This window comes from Aquirufa antheringensis (genome assembly GCF_023921165.1).
Classification (GTDB): domain Bacteria; phylum Bacteroidota; class Bacteroidia; order Cytophagales; family Spirosomataceae; genus Aquirufa; species Aquirufa antheringensis.
The window spans coordinates 1,079,633-1,095,941 of the sequence record NZ_CP049835.1; the positions used below are offsets into that span (position 1 = coordinate 1,079,633).

A 16,309-nucleotide genomic window follows, 5' to 3' on the forward strand; every position below is an offset into this window, starting at 1 on the left:
AAATCAATACAAACAACTATTAATCTCTTTTGACTGCTCCACCGTTAACTGACCGACATAGTGTTGCGTGACAACCGTAGTTGCATGACCCAAGTGTTCTGCAATATGGTTTATTGAACGTCCATTCCTATTCAAAGTGGTAGCGTACGAATCCCTCGCAATATCTAACACAAGGTTTAAAGACAAGTCCAATTTCTTTGTTACATACCTCAGCTCCTTATTAATTTCACCACACAGCTTATGAGACTTGTTTGATAAGGTAGTGTCAGTATAACCATCCTTCATCTTCCCGATAATAAATGGACTATCCTTGACTCCCACTTTATCCAACACTTCTTGAAGTTTATCCGTAATTGGAGCTACAATTGGTTTGATATTACTTCGTCTGGTAGTCTTTGTTTTCGTTCTGTAGAACCTAAAACTACCTCCCTGAATATGGTCCCATCTCATTGCTAAAAGGTCCACAAAATTGATTCCATTACAACGGTACAAGAACAACCAAATATCACGTGCCCATTCCTGTTCCTCTGTCTCAAACTCGTTAAGTTCGGCAATTGCTTGGATTTCCTCCGCTCTTAATACCACCTTGGAGGGGAAATAGGTTCTGATACCATAACCACCTGCTCCAAACGGATACTCATAATCTTGAGGAATGAATTTGGTGATGTTTCTGTGGTAGTTGATAACTGTACGAATATCAGTCATGTAACCTGAAATGGTTGCAGGTGACCCTCCTCGCTTTGACACCTCATATTCAAAATCATGTAGAAAGTTAACAGTAATGTCCTTGTAGGTTAACCCCGGCTTGAACTTCTCCAACTGATTTCTTGCGGTCTTCATTCTGTTTTTCGAAGCAGGTTTTAACCTCTTATTCTCTCTAAAATATTCCGCCATTTCGAAATAGGTCATTTCCGTTGGTGTGACATTAATGACCGGTTCAATTACCTCCTCCTTAAAAAACTCCTCTCGAAATTGTTGTCTATCAAATAGTATTACTCTTTCGAATACCTTCTCGGCCTTCTCCAAAAACTCATCGCACCGTTGGCGATATTCTTTACTCTTTTCATCTAGCGACCGCTTGACAAAAACATGATTATACTGTTGTTCCGTCAGCTTATCAACATTCAGGTACAAGACTTCGCCTTGGTGTTGAACGATAACCGAAAGGTTAAATCTCCCATGTTTATCGGGTCTATTACCTCTTTTGTCTAAGCGGATATTAATTGTTGCCATAACGTACTTTTCTATTTAATGTTGGTAATGGAGGTAGGTCCATAGTTGTTCTTACTCCTGATTTAATCCACTGGTCAAGTTCATCTCTGTCGAATCGAGGTGACCGACCAATCTTTGAAAATGGTATCTTACCATTCTTCATCCATTCCCCCAATGTGGAACGGGATATATTAAGATAATCACATGTCATCTTAACGGTTAGGTACTTAGTGTAGATATAAACGAAGTCTCTCATGATAGTTTGTTGAAAAACGGCGCCAAATGTAGAATACAAGCATGGATTACGCCGCATTTAATAATTGATTATATGATTTTGATAAATAAATTTTGCCCCTCGCTATATTAGAGGAAAATACCCCGCCCCTAATTTTTTCGAATCTGTCCTGTGAATTGATGGGTTTGAACTCAACCCATTCTTCATCGACATCTTGCTGGCGTGGGTAAATCTCCAAGCTGGGAGGTTCAATTTTCAAACCAGGTTCCACACCAACGAATTCACTACAAAGGGTTAGAATTAACCTGGTAAGGTCTTTCGTGTATTCCCAATAGGTGTACAATCCATCGTGGATTGTGAACAGTGGAATGTTAGGATGTTGATTCAAAAATTCCCTACATACTTTGTTTAGAAGTAACCAGCTTTCGCACCGTTGCATGACAAGGGAGAATTCCCTTTTTCCAATCACTTTGTGTGATAACTCCAACCACTTGTTCACACCAGGGTAAACATATTTGAACAATCGGACTTGTTGGTTAACCAACCGGTGTCCCTTATTGTCATCAAACAGGATATACATTGTTGACTTTTTGAATTCCGTTCGTTTGTCAAGTAGTTCCTGTTCCGTTAACTGGTAATTATATCCCTTGGAAATCACATACCTGTAGTAGTCGTTTAGGAACGGAATCTGTTGGTATTCTAAGATAGAATTCAATTCTTTAGGGGTGAAAAAAACACTCCACATAAAGGGATACATACCTGAATTAGGATAAGGAGGAACAGATATTAGATACCCATTATCTATAAGATGATTATATACCTCCTTATAGATAGAGAATAGATTAAATCCTTTACTAGTATCATGAAAGAATCTACTATCTATCACCTTACTTAAGATGTAAGGTTGACTGGCACTTAAGTCAACAGAATATAGTGGTTTACCCTCACATTCAATAAATCCTCTTAACCTTTTAGGTAGGTTAGTGAACACAGAATTCAACCTATGGTTAGTACCGGCTACCATTGGCTTAAGTTCGCCATTTTCAATCTTTTCAACGTAGTATAACCAACGTCCGATGAGGTTGTAAATCATGTTCTTTTGGTGCTGGTTATCATCTTCCACTCGTTCCAATAGTTGACGTCCAAAGTTGGATAGGTATGTGTAGATGGAAGAATTAACTGTTAATGGATGTTTCTGATACTGTACCAAAAGGAAGGAGTACCGTTCAGTCATTCTTACAGTTTCCGCATCTTCAGGTAGGTACTTTAACACCTTTGATGAGAATTTGTTAGGCAATTCACGATAAGCGTATTCACCTGTATTGTATTTGGCTGTTAACCTGTAACCCTTGCAGTATTGGTCATAAGTTAAAAAGTTGGAGTACGATTCATCTGACTCTACTACTGGGTCTTCTCCACCCGTAAGTAATTCCATTATACCATAATAGTCGTCCCCAATAATTAGTTTTATGGTCTTTGAACAGATATTACGGTAAAAGTTATTACTCTTGTTTAGCTTCCAATTTTCGTTGGTGGTCATCACCTGTGATAGAAAATAATTGATTCGCATTTCAAGTCCCTTCGCTTTGGTTGGCGAGACATTAAGTCCCGCCACCATAGCTTTTACATCCACAGAAGTAGGTATGATAATTGTTAATGTTTTACTTTTCATCATCCTTCGATTCACTGGAAATTCCTTCTTCTTCAAAGAAGATTTGGTTGAATTCAAAATCAACAACATTTACTTCTTCGTCAACCTCGATGATGTCACCAAATCCTTTGAACATACCTTTTCCTCCTCCGTACTGATTTACATCAATTGGATTGCACTTAATACATTCTTCTTCCAATCCAAATTGGTAAAGCAATGTATCGTATGCATCATTTGGATTAACCTCTGATACTTCGTAATCAGTTGGAACTTCGAATGTTTGAAACCCACGTACTTCATAATAAAATTCTACAATAATTTTTTTAGACTCTGCCATCGTTTATAAAATTTAATTTTTAAAAACCCTCAGTAATAATCAAGATGACATAATCCAAAATCCATTGAGACAAAGAATCCCTTACCCATAAATTATGGGGATATTAAGGCCAAGAAAATGGAGTTTTGGCTACATCACTTTGATTTTGCGATGAGGGGTGAATTGATTATGCCGCTGCCATATACTGATTTTCGAATTCTGATATTTCTGCCTCTGTTGGTAGGTTTAATTCTACAAGGTCCAATCGCTTTTTAGAAAACTCAATTGAGACAGGGTCTGTATCGTATCCAATTGCATTACGCCCTAACTGTAATGCAACTTCTGCCGTAGTTGCCGTACCCGAGAAAATATCAAGTACAGTATCTCCAATCTTTGATGTCATTAAGATGGGTAAAATTGGCAAGTAGGCTGGAAAAGGAGCCAAGTGATTAAAATTTGGGTCAATTTTGCGTAACTCAGCCCAATTGAATGCTGCGCCCTCAATTACTCCTTGAACATCTTGTTCATCAAGAAAGTCTTTGAAGCGTTTAATAGGCTTTTTCAATGACCATTTTACTTTGTCCTTTTTATCACCAGACTTTGCATCATTACATCCACGTTGAATACCAAATAATTCTCCTTGCTTCCAATGGGTGAACTCTCTAAAGTAATAGTTTTTCGGGTCCTTTACAAAGTGAAAAATACGCTCAGTAGTGGGTTGAAGACGCTTAATTTTTCCAACAGGTTTCGGGTTAGTCTTCTTCCAAGTCCAGTCTCCAACTAAATGCCAACCGGCTTCTACCATTGCAATCACCAATTTGTGTGTTACCAAGCAACTTACGCCTTTGTAGGTATCCGCAATATTAATGAAAAGACTTCCTTCGTCCTTAAGCACGCGGTAGATTTCGGCGTAATACTCAGCCACAGAGTTTTCTACATAACCATCTGATGAGGATTCTGAACCTAATTGGTCTGCAATCATAACTCCAGTTGGATAGATTCGTTGACCTAAGCCATACGGAGGGGATAACACTGCAGATTGCACCGACTTGTCAGCAATCTCTTTAAGACTTCTGCTATCCTTATTATAGATTGCATATCCCTTACCAAAATGGCTAACATGGTCGAACGCCTCAGTCAATGAATTTTGACCTTGTGTTTTCTTGGCTACTCTATAGGATTCCATTAATTTAAATCCTCTCTCAATTGTCATCTTACCATTGGAGATGGTCTTAACTAACTTGAGATTTCGAGCCTCTTCTCCACCGTCCTTTTCAAAAGAAATAATGGTTAACAACATTACTAAATCTTCCGTCGATTCTACTCTCGACTGAAGCACAGGACTTAAGTCCTCCAACACTAATCCAGAAATTGAAATTTCTGAGAAACACTTTTTTTCGACCATCTCACCTTGTGAGTTCGAAACAACTTCAAGGGGTAATTCCGCTTGTTGTTGGGCATACGATTTCGTTTGCATGACCCAAATTTTACACCTTGAAATTTCAGGAAAAATAATGTTATGAAAGTTTTTTAATTGTCAGTGCTGACTCTAAAAGTCAGCGCTGACTTTATTAAAATATTTTCAAAAACTACCTCCTAAAGCCTAAAAATGAATTTGGAAGGTGAAGTTTTTCAGGGGGTATATTGACCGAAAATTTAAATTTCTTGTTCCCATTTGATAAAGTAGAAATACCATATTGCTCTGGCACCAACTTACATATCTCAGAACGATAACTATTAAATGTAGAGCTGCCAACACCTACACTTTTAATTCTCTTTTGAATCAATTTAGGTATATTATTGAGATTCGGCGGAGTATAACCATGGCCATAAATTATATTGTATGATTTTATTAGACTTATTAGCGTGTTATTTCCATAGTCATCTAATTGAAAGATATTTTTTTCAGTAAATGAATTCCCATTGTTTACTAGAAAAAATAAATACAGATAATGGAGGTATTTCTTTTCAAATACAACTTTATGACCTCCAATTTCAATGGAGCCATCTTCATGAACATTGACGTCCTCAAAAACTGGTTCTATTCGAACCTTAATTTTCAATTCCCTTCTTACCCTTTCAAGAATATCATCAATCTGTTGGTAATAATATTTGTTCTCTATCTTTCTACTTGAAAATTTGGAAATGCAGGTTTCGCAAATTATACCTGACAACAATTTAATTTTAATTTGCTCCTCTAATAAGGCGAAATTATTAATGCACACTGAATTATTATCAAAGTGATACATATCAAAATCTGCTCTTTCTTTTATAATTAGACCCGATAATGATTGAAATATATTCTCAACTATTTGATGTGCAATTGCCAAATAACTTCTATTAAGGGTATATCCTTCCCAGCCATAAGTTTTAACCACAATATTTCTTTTGGAGAAATAACTAAACCACCTCTTTTCCCCATCATATTTTTCGTAATCAAGTTTATAATCAGAAAGAAATACTATGAAGTCTGCATCTTCAATTTCTTTAAATGTTCGATAGAAATCGGCGATGTCATCCAATTGAGGGAAATCAAAAGATTCAATTTGCGTTTCCGTTTTCAACACTCTACTCAACTGTTTTTCACTCAGCCCTTCTGATTTGATAAATATTAATTGGCCATGAGATTTATTTAAAAATCTAATTGTATCATTAATAGTTGATGCGCTAACACCTGGTGTTCCAGATATATATATATTCATCGATATAGATTTGTTGAATAAGTTAGCATTTCACAATATTATTAGCAAGACTTCCATCAGTTTTGTAATGTGTTTTTGTCGTAAAACCTATTGATATATTATTCTCGATACTTTAATCAATTAATCCCCACAAGTTCTATACAGCACTATCAAAATCAAGAATTTTAATAAAAACGGCCTGTCTGATTTGCCGTAAAATATTAAGTGTGATATTGACCCCCTCCTGAAGTAAGAGTCTTTTCCTGAATTGCCTGGAATTATAACTCCTTCGATTCGTTCCAATAAAATAAGTGTTCCATAAAATTCTTTGAAGATTGCTCCGGCAGGTCAATAATGCGCTGTATTTTAGCCCATATCAATTCAAAGAAATAATATGGAACGCAAACAAGTAAATGTGGTAATCTTTTCACGTGTCTCCTCAACAGGTGACAGGCAGAATACAGACAGACAAACTAATGAACTAAAAGAATACGCTAAAAGGCTCGGCTACAATTTGGTCGGCATCTATGAGGAGAAAATCAGTGGATTCAAGAAGAACGAGGATAGACCGGTGCTGAATCAACTCTTAAATGATATTGATAATGGGATTGATGGTCATATTCAAATTGACAAGGTTCTAACCAGTGAGCTCTCGCGAATTTCGCGTTCAGTATTGCAAGGGTTATCAGTAATACAAACATTCATAGACAGGAAAGTCTCACTTTATATCCAAAACTATAACTTGGAGACACTTAACCCTGACAAAAGTGTCAATCCAATGACAATGTTCATGGTTCAGATTTTAGCCAGTGTAGCGACCATGGAGGCAGAGACAACAAAAGTTAGGTTTCAATCTGGTTACAGAAATTACTTGGCAAATGGAGGAAAGGTAGGACGAAAAAAAGGACAGGTAGTCTCAGACGAAGACTTTTTATCTAATCACAAGGATGTGGTGAAACTTCTGAAACGAAATCTTAGTATTCGCCAAATCTCAGGACTCACGGAAAAGAAATCATTAACTACAATCATGAAGGTTAAAAAGACTGCGTTAAAATTGGGAATTCTTACAACTTAATAACAGATTCTATTTAATCAGGTTACGGGGAACAAGTATAATTAATAAACTCCCGGTAAAATGAACCAGCAATCGGACGTTGTAACTTGGCCCCCTCTTCCCTGCAGGAGGTGGTGCCGGCAGTCCCCGTATCCGAAATTGCTTAAAGGGGTATTTTACCTTTAAAACCCATTTCAATGACTTAATGGAAATAAAAATCTGCCAGAAATTTTAATCCAAAAGGGAACTTAATCCTCTAAAATCCTAAAGAAAACTTTTTAAAGTGAAATCTCATTTCAAAAATTTTGGCATTTTTTCCGGTATTTATAGTAAAGGACATTTATGAAAAATACCATCAAGACTAAGACTATTTCGAAGAAAATCATTCTATCAGAATCCCAATTTGAGCGGTTATCTCAGAACATAATAAACGAATTGAAAGTAAAGAATACACGAAAATGAGATTACAAGGATTTACTCAGATAGAAGACAATTTTGATAGAGAGAATTTGTCAAAATTAAAGGTCTTGAATATAACATTTACTAACCCTGATGCCTCACATACAATTGGAAACCTTGGACTTCTAAAGGAGGTTAAGTTCTATGAAGCGTTATTCTACAAAGTATTAGAAGACCTAAAACTGGAAGAAAATGACATGGTAGCAATTACAAGTACCTCGTTGAAAGAACTTATTTTTAATCTATCGATAATTTCATCAATCCAAAATCAACACATTGAATTTGTTAATGAAAACATGTTCTATATTGGTCCACTTAGAAGGAATATTCATTTAAGTGATGAAGACTTCGAACTCAATCTTGAGGACTACGATGTGGATGATTTAGACGATTAGTACATCTTAATGTAAGTTACAGGAAGTCATCAATACCGGTTGACTTGTTACAAGTTCCAACCCCCATAATTAACAACTCCTTCAATCTGATTCTCCACACCATCTTCCAATTGTGGGAAGAAATCGATACCTGTCCTTTTCTCTATCTCATCAACAGTTACTGCGAAACTCCTAACTGGTGAAGATGACCCCGAATTAGATAAAATGAATCCAATAATCTTTGGATGTTGTCGGGGTGTAATCTCCGGTATCAGGTGTGATTGGTTCTTCTTTAGCACATGATACCAATAATAGTAAAAGAAATAGAAAATTAACCTTAATGAATTGCACTTGTCTTAATTACTTGAATAATCTGTTGCCAACAACTTTGCCTGTTCTATCACCGTCTCGGTTGCTTTCAACTCCATATCAGGTGGATAACCGTGTTTACGAAGTATCTTCTTTACAGCAATTGGTCTCATCACATCTTTATCTCAATTAACCAGAGACCAATTTCTTGAATTGATTAGTTGCGACCATCCTGAAGCAAAAAAGTACAGGAAGTATGCTAAGAAAGAATACCAATACCGAAACATGTCATACCAAGCATTGAATGACTTCATCAATCGAGATAAAAATGTCTCAATTTAAAACTGTCTCAAAAAAACCTTGAAAAAGATGCCGCACCGGTCAAAATACTGCTCTAATTTTGGCTAAAAACATAAAATGAAACAAAAAACCAAAGTTGTCATCTTTTCAAGGGTAAGTACATTGATACAAGACACCCTTCGTCAAACAGAAGAATTAAAGGAATACGCTGAAAGAATGAACTATCAGGTCTTACAGATATTTGAGGAGAAAATATCCGGCACCAAGAAGACATCTGAAAGACCAGTTCTTCAATCCATGTTAACCTACATAGAAAACAATCCCGTTCAGAAAATCTTAATTTGGGAACTTAGTCGTATCGGCAGAAATTCTCTTGAGGTCTTACAGATATTGAATCAATGTAATGCTATGAAGGTGTCTATATTCATCAAGAACTTTAACATAGAGACCTTGGATGATAAAGGCCATATCAACCCTATGACCCAGTTCATGTTGGAAATCATAAACACGTTAAACCAACTGGAGAGAAATAATATTGTTCAACGATTACGCTCCGGTTTTGAGCAGTACCGTAAGACTAATCCTATCGGGAGAAAGGTAGGTTCGTTTCAAACAGAAGAGGAATTACTCAGCAAGTACCCACAGGTACTAAAGTATCTGAAAAAAGGGTTATCAATCCGCCAAGTATCAGGACTAACAAACAATACATCAACCAACACCATATTGAAAGTTAAAAAGACAGCAATCAAAAGAGGAATCCTGACGGTCTAAACTGTTGCTCATCTAAAAATGAAGATACCGGGACCACGTTTCCAATTTAATCATCCCGGTAACAAGTTTGATTTTTTACATGCAGTGAATTCACCAAAAAACTCACCAGTAAATCTCAAAGAGGTCATTCCATTTTATTGGCGATATGAATGCAAGCTGCTTTTTATGAAGTACCTCCAAAAATCTTTCAAAAGGCAAATAACGGTAAATGTATTTATGCTCTTGACAGAATTTATCTATGGCCGGACTATTTGTATCTAAAAGTCTAGTGTACATATTTTTAATATCAAGATTAAGTCTATTTGAGCTGTAATGTTTATTGGTATAATTCTTCATCCAACTGTCAAATTATGTTTATTTTGGCGTACTCAAACTTCTTAACCTTCAGCATAGAATTTGGAATGTGGTCAAAATCTCCATCGCAAGTCAAAAGAGTCGCATTGATAGTCTTAGCAGTTGCACCCTCAAACAGATGAAGACCCTTTAGAAGATTATTTAAAAACTACTCCTACAATCCCTGACGAAGTATTTGAGGCTTTGCCTAATATCATTAAAGAAGGTGCGAGGGCATTTACCGACAAACGTAAAAGAGATGTATTCATTACTGGTGCTATTTCTATTCTTAGCGGTTGTTTACCAAACGTAACTGGTGTGTATTTTCAGGAAAGAGTTTTTCCTCACTTGTACACTTTCATCATTGCACCGGCAGCAAGTGGCAAAGGAGTATTGAAAAATGCAAAGCGATTAGCGGACAAGTACCATCAGAAGATATTACAGCAAAGCAGGGATGCTCAAAAAGTACATGAGAATGAAATGGCAGATTTTAAACAGTTGGAACGTACCAAGAGCAAAGGAGAGCCAGCACCCGAAAAACCTGAAAAGCCACCTTTCAAAATAGTATTCATTCCAGCCGATTGCAGTAAGGCAAGAATGATAGAACACTTAAAAGCCAATGACGGCAAAGGCATTATTTGCGAAACAGAAGCCGATACAATGAGTGGAGCAAAAAAACAGGATTGGGGCGATTATTCAACCATTCTAAGAACTGCATTTCACCACGAAACAGTATCAAGTACCCGAAAAACGGATAACCAATACGATGAAATAAACGACCCATGTTTGGCGGTGGCCTTAACAGGCACACCTGCACAAGCCCCCAGGTTATTATCATCCGCAGAAGATGGTTTGTTTAGCCGTTTCTTATTCTATAACTATAAAAATAAAATTGAATGGCAAGACCCATCACCTCAGAGCAACACCATTGTTTTTAACGACCACTTTGAGGCACTTTCTGAACAGGTTTTAGGCTTGATAAGTTTAATGGAACAATCACACACTACAATTGAATTAACCCCCTCACAATGGCTCACAATCAATACAGAATTTCCTTTAATGCTTTCAGAGGTAGTTACATTCACCAGTGAAGATGCAGCAGGGGTAGTTTATCGTATGGGTTTAATTTTCTTTAGGCTTTGTATGATACTATCAGCATTAAGAAAGTTTGAAAATGGAGAAATGACCGCTACAATTATTTGTACCGATGAAGATTTTAATACAGTCTTACTAATAGTTCAAACCTACTTAGAGCATAGTTTACTAATGTTCAATAACCTACCCAAGCAAAATGAAACCATGCAGTTTCATTCAGGCGATGGCAAACGCAAATTCTTTGAGGCTTTGCCCCAAGAATTTACAAGGAAGGAAGCAACCGAAGTAGGCACTAAATTTAAGCTATCTGCCAGAACGGTTGATGATGTGCTAAAATCTGCAACCGGGTACACCCTTACCAAAATCAAAGCAGGTTCATACCAACGCATTTGAAACTGTTCCTTCGGGGGTTTTTTTTTGCCCCACCAGTTCAAACCCTTCTACACATTGCAGACTTTGAAGACTTTGCAAGTTTTGCAGGTTGGGGGTACAACCTTTCATATTTCTGCTTATATTTGCCGCAATGAAATTTTTTGCCTTCATAATGAGCATTTACCTTTTGGTGCTGTCATGCCTTCCATGCATTGACAGGCAGGAGCGTAATGTAATGGCTGAGCAAAAGATTTCTGCTACTACTCAGCAACAACAACACCAAACTGGTGACGAAGCCTGTACTCCCTTCTGTACTTGTTCCCACTGTCCTGCATCAGCTTTTTATCAGCCTTTGGCATTATACAAAATGCCTAAAATGCTATTTCAATCTGTGAAGTTTCATTACGAAATAGTGTTTAACTCCTACGACTTCCATTCTGTTTGGCAACCGCCTAAGATAGGTTAATCTACAAATCACAACATTTCGTTTCCTTAATGCTATTCATCAGGCTTTATAGTTTGATGTAATTCATTTTACGTTGTGGTATGCTTCCCGGTTTATAGCCGTGATTAATCATATAAATCAAAAACAAATTGTCCATTAAAAGCAAAAAGAAAAAGCGTAAACCGCTTACTCTTTTGCAGGTATTCAAAGCGGTAGGGATAGCGATAATATGCATCTTGATGTTGTTCGCTATTGCTGCAAGGATTAACCAATACATAAAATTCATAAACAAATAAAATTTTCAATGTTTCAAAAAATAATTCAGTTCTCAATAAAAAACAAACTTGTAGTGGGGGCTTTTACATTGGCTCTCATTATTTGGGGCGTTATATCCGCTATGCGGTTACCAATTGATGCCGTGCCCGACATCACAAACAACCAGGTACAGATAATTACACAAGCTCCAACATTAGGTGCTCAGGAGGTAGAGCAGTTTATTACCACACCTATTGAGTTGGCAATGGCAAATATTCCCAATGTAATTGAAAAGCGGAGCATTAGCCGTAGTGGTATATCCGTAATCACAATTGTTTTTAAAGACAATGCTGATGTCTATTGGGCAAGGCAGCAAATAAGTGAACGACTTAAAGAAGCCGAAGCACAAATTCCGCAAGGATTGGGTGAGCCCACTTTGGGGCCTATTACTACGGGATTGGGTGAAATATATCAATATATCATTCATGCCAAAAAAGGCTTTGAAAACAAATACACCGCTACTGATTTGCGTACCATGCAGGATTGGATTGTGCGGAGGCAATTGGCAGGTACAGAAGGTTTGGCAGAAGTAAGCGGTTGGGGTGGTTATGTAAAGCAATATGAAATTGCTTTGGATAACGACAAGCTCAATGCAATGAATATTACCATACCTGAAATTTACAAAGCATTAGAGAGTAACAATGAAAACACCGGGGGCAGCTACATAGAACAACGCAGCAATGCTTATTTCATTCGTGGTTTGGGACTGGTAAAGTCATTAAGTGATATTGAAAAAATAGTTGTAAAAAACGTAAACGGCATTCCTGTATTAATCCGGGACGTGGCAACGGTACAGTTTGGCAGTGCAACACGGTACGGTGCAGTTACAAGAAACGGTGAAGGCGAAGTAGTGGCAGGTATTACCCTGATGCTGAAAGGTGAAAACTTTGCACAGGTAATTACAAATGTTAAACAGCGAATGGCACAAATACAAAAATCATTGCCCGAAGGCGTAGTAATAGAACCATTTATTGACCGAACAGAATTAGTAAACAGGGCAATGGGTACGGTAGAAAAGAATTTGATTGAAGGAGGACTGATTGTAGTGTTTATATTGGTGTTGCTGTTAGGAAATCTAAGGGCAGGTCTTATAGTAGCTTCTGTTATTCCCTTAGCCATGCTCTTTGCCATCATTTTAATGAATTTATTTGGTGTAAGTGGCAACCTGATGAGTTTGGGAGCTATTGATTTTGGGCTTATAGTAGATGGTGCGGTAATTATTGTAGAAGCAATTGTACACCGCATTTACATGAGTAAACATCATCATGTCGATTTGCAAAAACTTACACAGCCGCAAATGGATGAAGAAGTATTTCAGGCTGCATCCAAAATCCGTAATAGTGCTGCCTTTGGCGAAATAATCATCTTGATTGTTTACCTGCCCCTTTTTGCCTTAGTTGGTATTGAGGGCAAAATGTTTAGGCCAATGGCACAAACAGTTGCCTTTGCTATTTTAGGGGCATTTATTCTTTCATTGACTTATGTGCCAATGATGAGTGCATTGTTCCTTAGTAAAAAGGCAATACATAAACGCAATATATCAGATAAAATAATTGATTTCTTGCAACAACTTTATACACCATTACTCAATTGGGCTTTGCATTGGAAAAAAACTATTGTGGCTGCTATGGTAGTATTATTTGCCGGCAGCTTAATCCTGTTCCACAGCTTAGGCGGTGAGTTTATCCCCACATTGGAAGAAGGCGACCTTTCCGTTGAAATAAGCATGGCACAAGGCACATCATTAACGCAGGTAGTAGAAACATTTGGCAAGGCGGAGAAAATTTTAAAGGATAAGTTTCCTGAAATAAAACAGGCGGTAACAAGAATAGGGAGTTCTGAAATTCCAACCGACCCGATGCCGATAGAAAGAGCCGATATGATGCTTTCCATGAAGCCTAAAGAAGAATGGACATCTGCACATACCAGGGAAGAAATGATGGAAAAAATGGAAGAAGCACTAAGCATTTTACCCGGTGTAAATTTTGAAATTACACAACCAATGCAGATGCGGTTTAATGAATTAATTACAGGTATCAAACAGGATGTGGCAATAAAAATCTATGGTGAAGATTTGGAAATACTGAATGCTCAGGCAAATAAAATAGCAGGTTTGATAAAAAATGTAAAAGGAGTAAGTGAACCTTTTGTAGAAAAAATAAGCGGCTTGCCACAAATACAAGTGGAGTATAACCGTGATAAAATTGCACAATACGGATTAAACATCAGTGATGTAAACATGGTGCTGAAAACTGCTTTTGCAGGAAATGTGGCAGGTGTTGTGTTTGAAGGAGATAAACGGTTTGACATGGTAGTACGGTTGCAAAAAGATTTGCGGAAAGACTTCAGCAATATTGAAAACCTTTATGTGCCATTGCCATCAGGCAACAAAGTGCCTATTAACCAGGTAGCAAATATTTCATTCAAAACAGCCCCTGCACAAATAAGTCATGAGGATGGGCAGCGTAGAACTTTTGTAGGTTTCAATGTTCATGGCAGAGATGTTGAAAGCACGGTAGAAGAAATACAACCCATATTAGATGAAAAACTAAAACTACCTTCAGGTTATTACTATACCTATGGTGGTCAGTTTCAAAACCTGAAAGAAGCAAAGGCAAGGTTAGGTATTGCAGTGCCGGTAGCATTATTACTCATTTTAGTATTGCTCTACTTTACTTTCAACAGTGTAAAACAATCATTCCTGATTTTTACCGCAGTTCCATTATCCGCCATTGGTGGCATCATTGCTTTGTGGCTAAGAGGTATGCCATTCAGTATTTCGGCAGGTGTTGGTTTTATAGCTTTGTTTGGTGTAGCAGTATTAAATGGCATTGTATTGATTGGTTACTTCAACCAGTTAAAAGACGAAGGCATTACCGATATATATGAAAGGGTAAGAAAAGGTACAGCCATAAGGCTGCGTCCTGTAATTATGACGGCAGCAGTTGCATCATTAGGGTTTTTACCAATGGCACTTTCCACAGGTGCAGGTGGTGAAGTGCAAAAGCCATTAGCCACCGTAGTTATTGGCGGTTTAATTACAGCTACGCTTTTCACCTTGCTTGTACTTCCTGCACTCTACATTTTATTCAACACTAAAATTAATTTCAAACTAAATAAAATGAAAAAAACAAAACTCCCCGGCAATACAGCGGCTGTGTTGTTGCTGTTTACATTCATCAGTTTGTTTGCAGAAAAATCTTATGCACAAAGCAATCAAAAAACTTTACAGGAATGTATTGATATAGCTTTAAAAAATAACCTGCAAATAAAGGGAGCCGACCTATACATTCGGCAATCTCAGGTACTGCAAAAAACAGGTTTTAATCCTGATAAAACAAACCTGCAATTAGTGCAAGACCCAACAAGTGGCGGCAATATTGATAACAGCATAGGCATTACTCAAACCATTGCTTTCCCTACTGTGTATGCTAATCAAAATAAACTACTGAAACAGGAAACATTATTAGCACAAAAATCAAAATTGCTATCACAGAATGAAATAATAAAAGAAGTAACCGAAGCCTATTACAATTTGGTTTATAGTTCACAAAAAATAAAGCTGTTGCAACAGCAGGATAGTATTTACAGCAACTTTCTCAAACGGGCTACCCTTCGCTATAATACAGGTGAAACAAACCAGTTGGAGAAAATGCAAGCCGAAAGCAGATACAAAGAAAACCAATTGCAGTTAAAGCAAGCCAATACAACATTAAGCAGTTATCAATTGGTATTGCAGAAATGGCTGAATACATCCGAACCGGTAATGCCAAAAGAAAATGAATTACCCAAGATGCCGGATGATTACAAGTTTGACACGGCTGCAATAAAATCAAATCCGCTGATAGAGTATTATAATCAACGGCTGAATGTAAGTACATCACAAATAAATTTGGAGAAAAGCAAGCTACTTCCTGATTTGAATGTGGGCTATTATCATCAGGCTATTATCAAAGGGTTTGACCCAGCAAAAATTAACCGTAATTATTTCCCTGGTACAAGGATAGCAGGATTTCAGGTAGGTATTGGAGTGCCGTTATTCTTTGGTTCACAAAAAGCAAAAATAAAAGCTGCCAAAATTAATAATACGTTGATTGAAACAGAACGGCAGCAAACCTTGCTATACATGCAAAGTAGTTATGCAGTGCAATACAACGAATACCTGAAAGCAAAAGAAGGTTTGCAGTATTACGAAACCACAGGTTTAAAACAGGCAGACGATATTATCAGGATTTCAAACACAGCATATACCAAAGGCGAAATTGGGTATATGGAGTACATCCAAAACCTGCAAACCGCTATCAATACCCGGCTGCAATACACTGATGCAGTAAACCAGTTCAATCAGTCCATCATATTGTTAAACTACTTAAAAGGAAATAAATAA

The 16,309-nt window shown here is 37.2% G+C and carries 15 protein-coding genes; 6 read left to right on the forward strand and 9 right to left on the reverse strand.

Annotated elements, in window-relative coordinates; translation table 11 throughout:
• Positions 1–3: 3 nt before the first annotated feature.
• The 6 genes from G9X63_RS05040 to G9X63_RS05060 form a co-directional block, all read right to left on the reverse strand.
• Positions 4–1,233 (reverse strand): tyrosine-type recombinase/integrase, encoded by a 1,230-nt coding sequence (locus G9X63_RS05040; RefSeq protein ID WP_252624717.1) that lies wholly within the window; start codon positions 1,231–1,233, stop codon positions 4–6.
• Positions 1,220–1,525 (reverse strand): helix-turn-helix domain-containing protein, encoded by a 306-nt coding sequence (locus tag G9X63_RS11105; protein ID WP_420840746.1) that lies wholly within the window; start codon positions 1,523–1,525, stop codon positions 1,220–1,222. The genes G9X63_RS05040 and G9X63_RS11105 overlap by 14 nt, the downstream gene beginning before the upstream one ends.
• On the reverse strand, positions 1,515–3,155 hold the full coding sequence (locus tag G9X63_RS05045) for a hypothetical protein (RefSeq protein WP_252624719.1): 1,641 nt from the start codon (positions 3,153–3,155) through the stop codon (positions 1,515–1,517). The genes G9X63_RS11105 and G9X63_RS05045 overlap by 11 nt, the downstream gene beginning before the upstream one ends.
• Positions 3,109–3,435: a hypothetical protein gene (locus G9X63_RS05050; RefSeq protein ID WP_252624721.1), complete on the reverse strand. Its 327-nt coding sequence runs from the start codon at positions 3,433–3,435 to the stop codon at positions 3,109–3,111. The genes G9X63_RS05045 and G9X63_RS05050 overlap by 47 nt, the downstream gene beginning before the upstream one ends.
• Positions 3,436–3,601: 166 nt before the next feature.
• Positions 3,602–4,891 (reverse strand): DNA-methyltransferase, encoded by a 1,290-nt coding sequence (locus tag G9X63_RS05055; protein ID WP_252624727.1) that lies wholly within the window; start codon positions 4,889–4,891, stop codon positions 3,602–3,604.
• A 112-nt stretch (positions 4,892–5,003) separates the two neighbouring features.
• Entirely contained in the window at positions 5,004–6,116 is a 1,113-nt protein-coding gene (locus tag G9X63_RS05060) for a hypothetical protein (RefSeq protein WP_252624729.1), read from the reverse strand.
• 373 nt (positions 6,117–6,489) lie between these two features.
• Between G9X63_RS05060 and G9X63_RS05065 the strand changes: the two genes are divergently transcribed.
• Entirely contained in the window at positions 6,490–7,170 is a 681-nt protein-coding gene (locus tag G9X63_RS05065; protein ID WP_252624731.1) for a recombinase family protein, read from the forward strand.
• A gap of 437 nt (positions 7,171–7,607) precedes the next feature.
• A complete protein-coding gene (locus tag G9X63_RS05070; RefSeq protein WP_252624732.1) occupies positions 7,608–8,003 on the forward strand; it encodes a hypothetical protein in 396 nt (131 codons plus the stop codon).
• A gap of 47 nt (positions 8,004–8,050) precedes the next feature.
• Here G9X63_RS05070 and G9X63_RS11110 read toward each other — a convergent pair whose 3' ends face one another.
• Both G9X63_RS11110 and G9X63_RS11115 read right to left on the reverse strand, forming a co-directional pair.
• Positions 8,051–8,314: a DNA/RNA non-specific endonuclease gene (locus tag G9X63_RS11110; RefSeq protein WP_338078491.1), complete on the reverse strand. Its 264-nt coding sequence runs from the start codon at positions 8,312–8,314 to the stop codon at positions 8,051–8,053.
• Between the two features lie 24 nt (positions 8,315–8,338).
• On the reverse strand, positions 8,339–8,464 hold the full coding sequence (locus G9X63_RS11115; protein WP_223130146.1) for a type I restriction enzyme endonuclease domain-containing protein: 126 nt from the start codon (positions 8,462–8,464) through the stop codon (positions 8,339–8,341).
• A 244-nt stretch (positions 8,465–8,708) separates the two neighbouring features.
• On the opposite strand from G9X63_RS11115, the gene G9X63_RS05075 reads away from it, so the two are divergent.
• The 3 genes from G9X63_RS05075 to G9X63_RS11120 all read left to right on the forward strand — a co-directional run bounded on the left by G9X63_RS05075 (position 8,709) and on the right by G9X63_RS11120 (position 11,628).
• Complete coding sequence (locus tag G9X63_RS05075) at positions 8,709–9,362, forward strand: recombinase family protein (protein ID WP_130895642.1); 654 nt, start codon at positions 8,709–8,711, stop codon at positions 9,360–9,362.
• A 456-nt stretch (positions 9,363–9,818) separates the two neighbouring features.
• Entirely contained in the window at positions 9,819–11,183 is a 1,365-nt protein-coding gene (locus G9X63_RS05080) for a DUF3987 domain-containing protein (protein WP_252624733.1), read from the forward strand.
• A 130-nt stretch (positions 11,184–11,313) separates the two neighbouring features.
• Positions 11,314–11,628, forward strand: a complete 315-nt coding sequence (locus tag G9X63_RS11120) for a DUF6660 family protein (RefSeq protein ID WP_329958174.1) — start codon at positions 11,314–11,316, stop codon at positions 11,626–11,628.
• Positions 11,629–11,674: 46 nt separating this feature from the next.
• On the opposite strand, the gene G9X63_RS05085 is transcribed toward G9X63_RS11120, so the two are convergent.
• Positions 11,675–11,893, reverse strand: a complete 219-nt coding sequence (locus G9X63_RS05085; RefSeq protein WP_252624734.1) for a hypothetical protein — start codon at positions 11,891–11,893, stop codon at positions 11,675–11,677.
• Between the two features lie 18 nt (positions 11,894–11,911).
• Here G9X63_RS05085 and G9X63_RS05090 point away from each other — a divergent pair, with 18 nt between their 5' ends.
• A complete protein-coding gene (locus G9X63_RS05090; RefSeq protein ID WP_252624735.1) occupies positions 11,912–16,309 on the forward strand; it encodes a CusA/CzcA family heavy metal efflux RND transporter in 4,398 nt (1,465 codons plus the stop codon).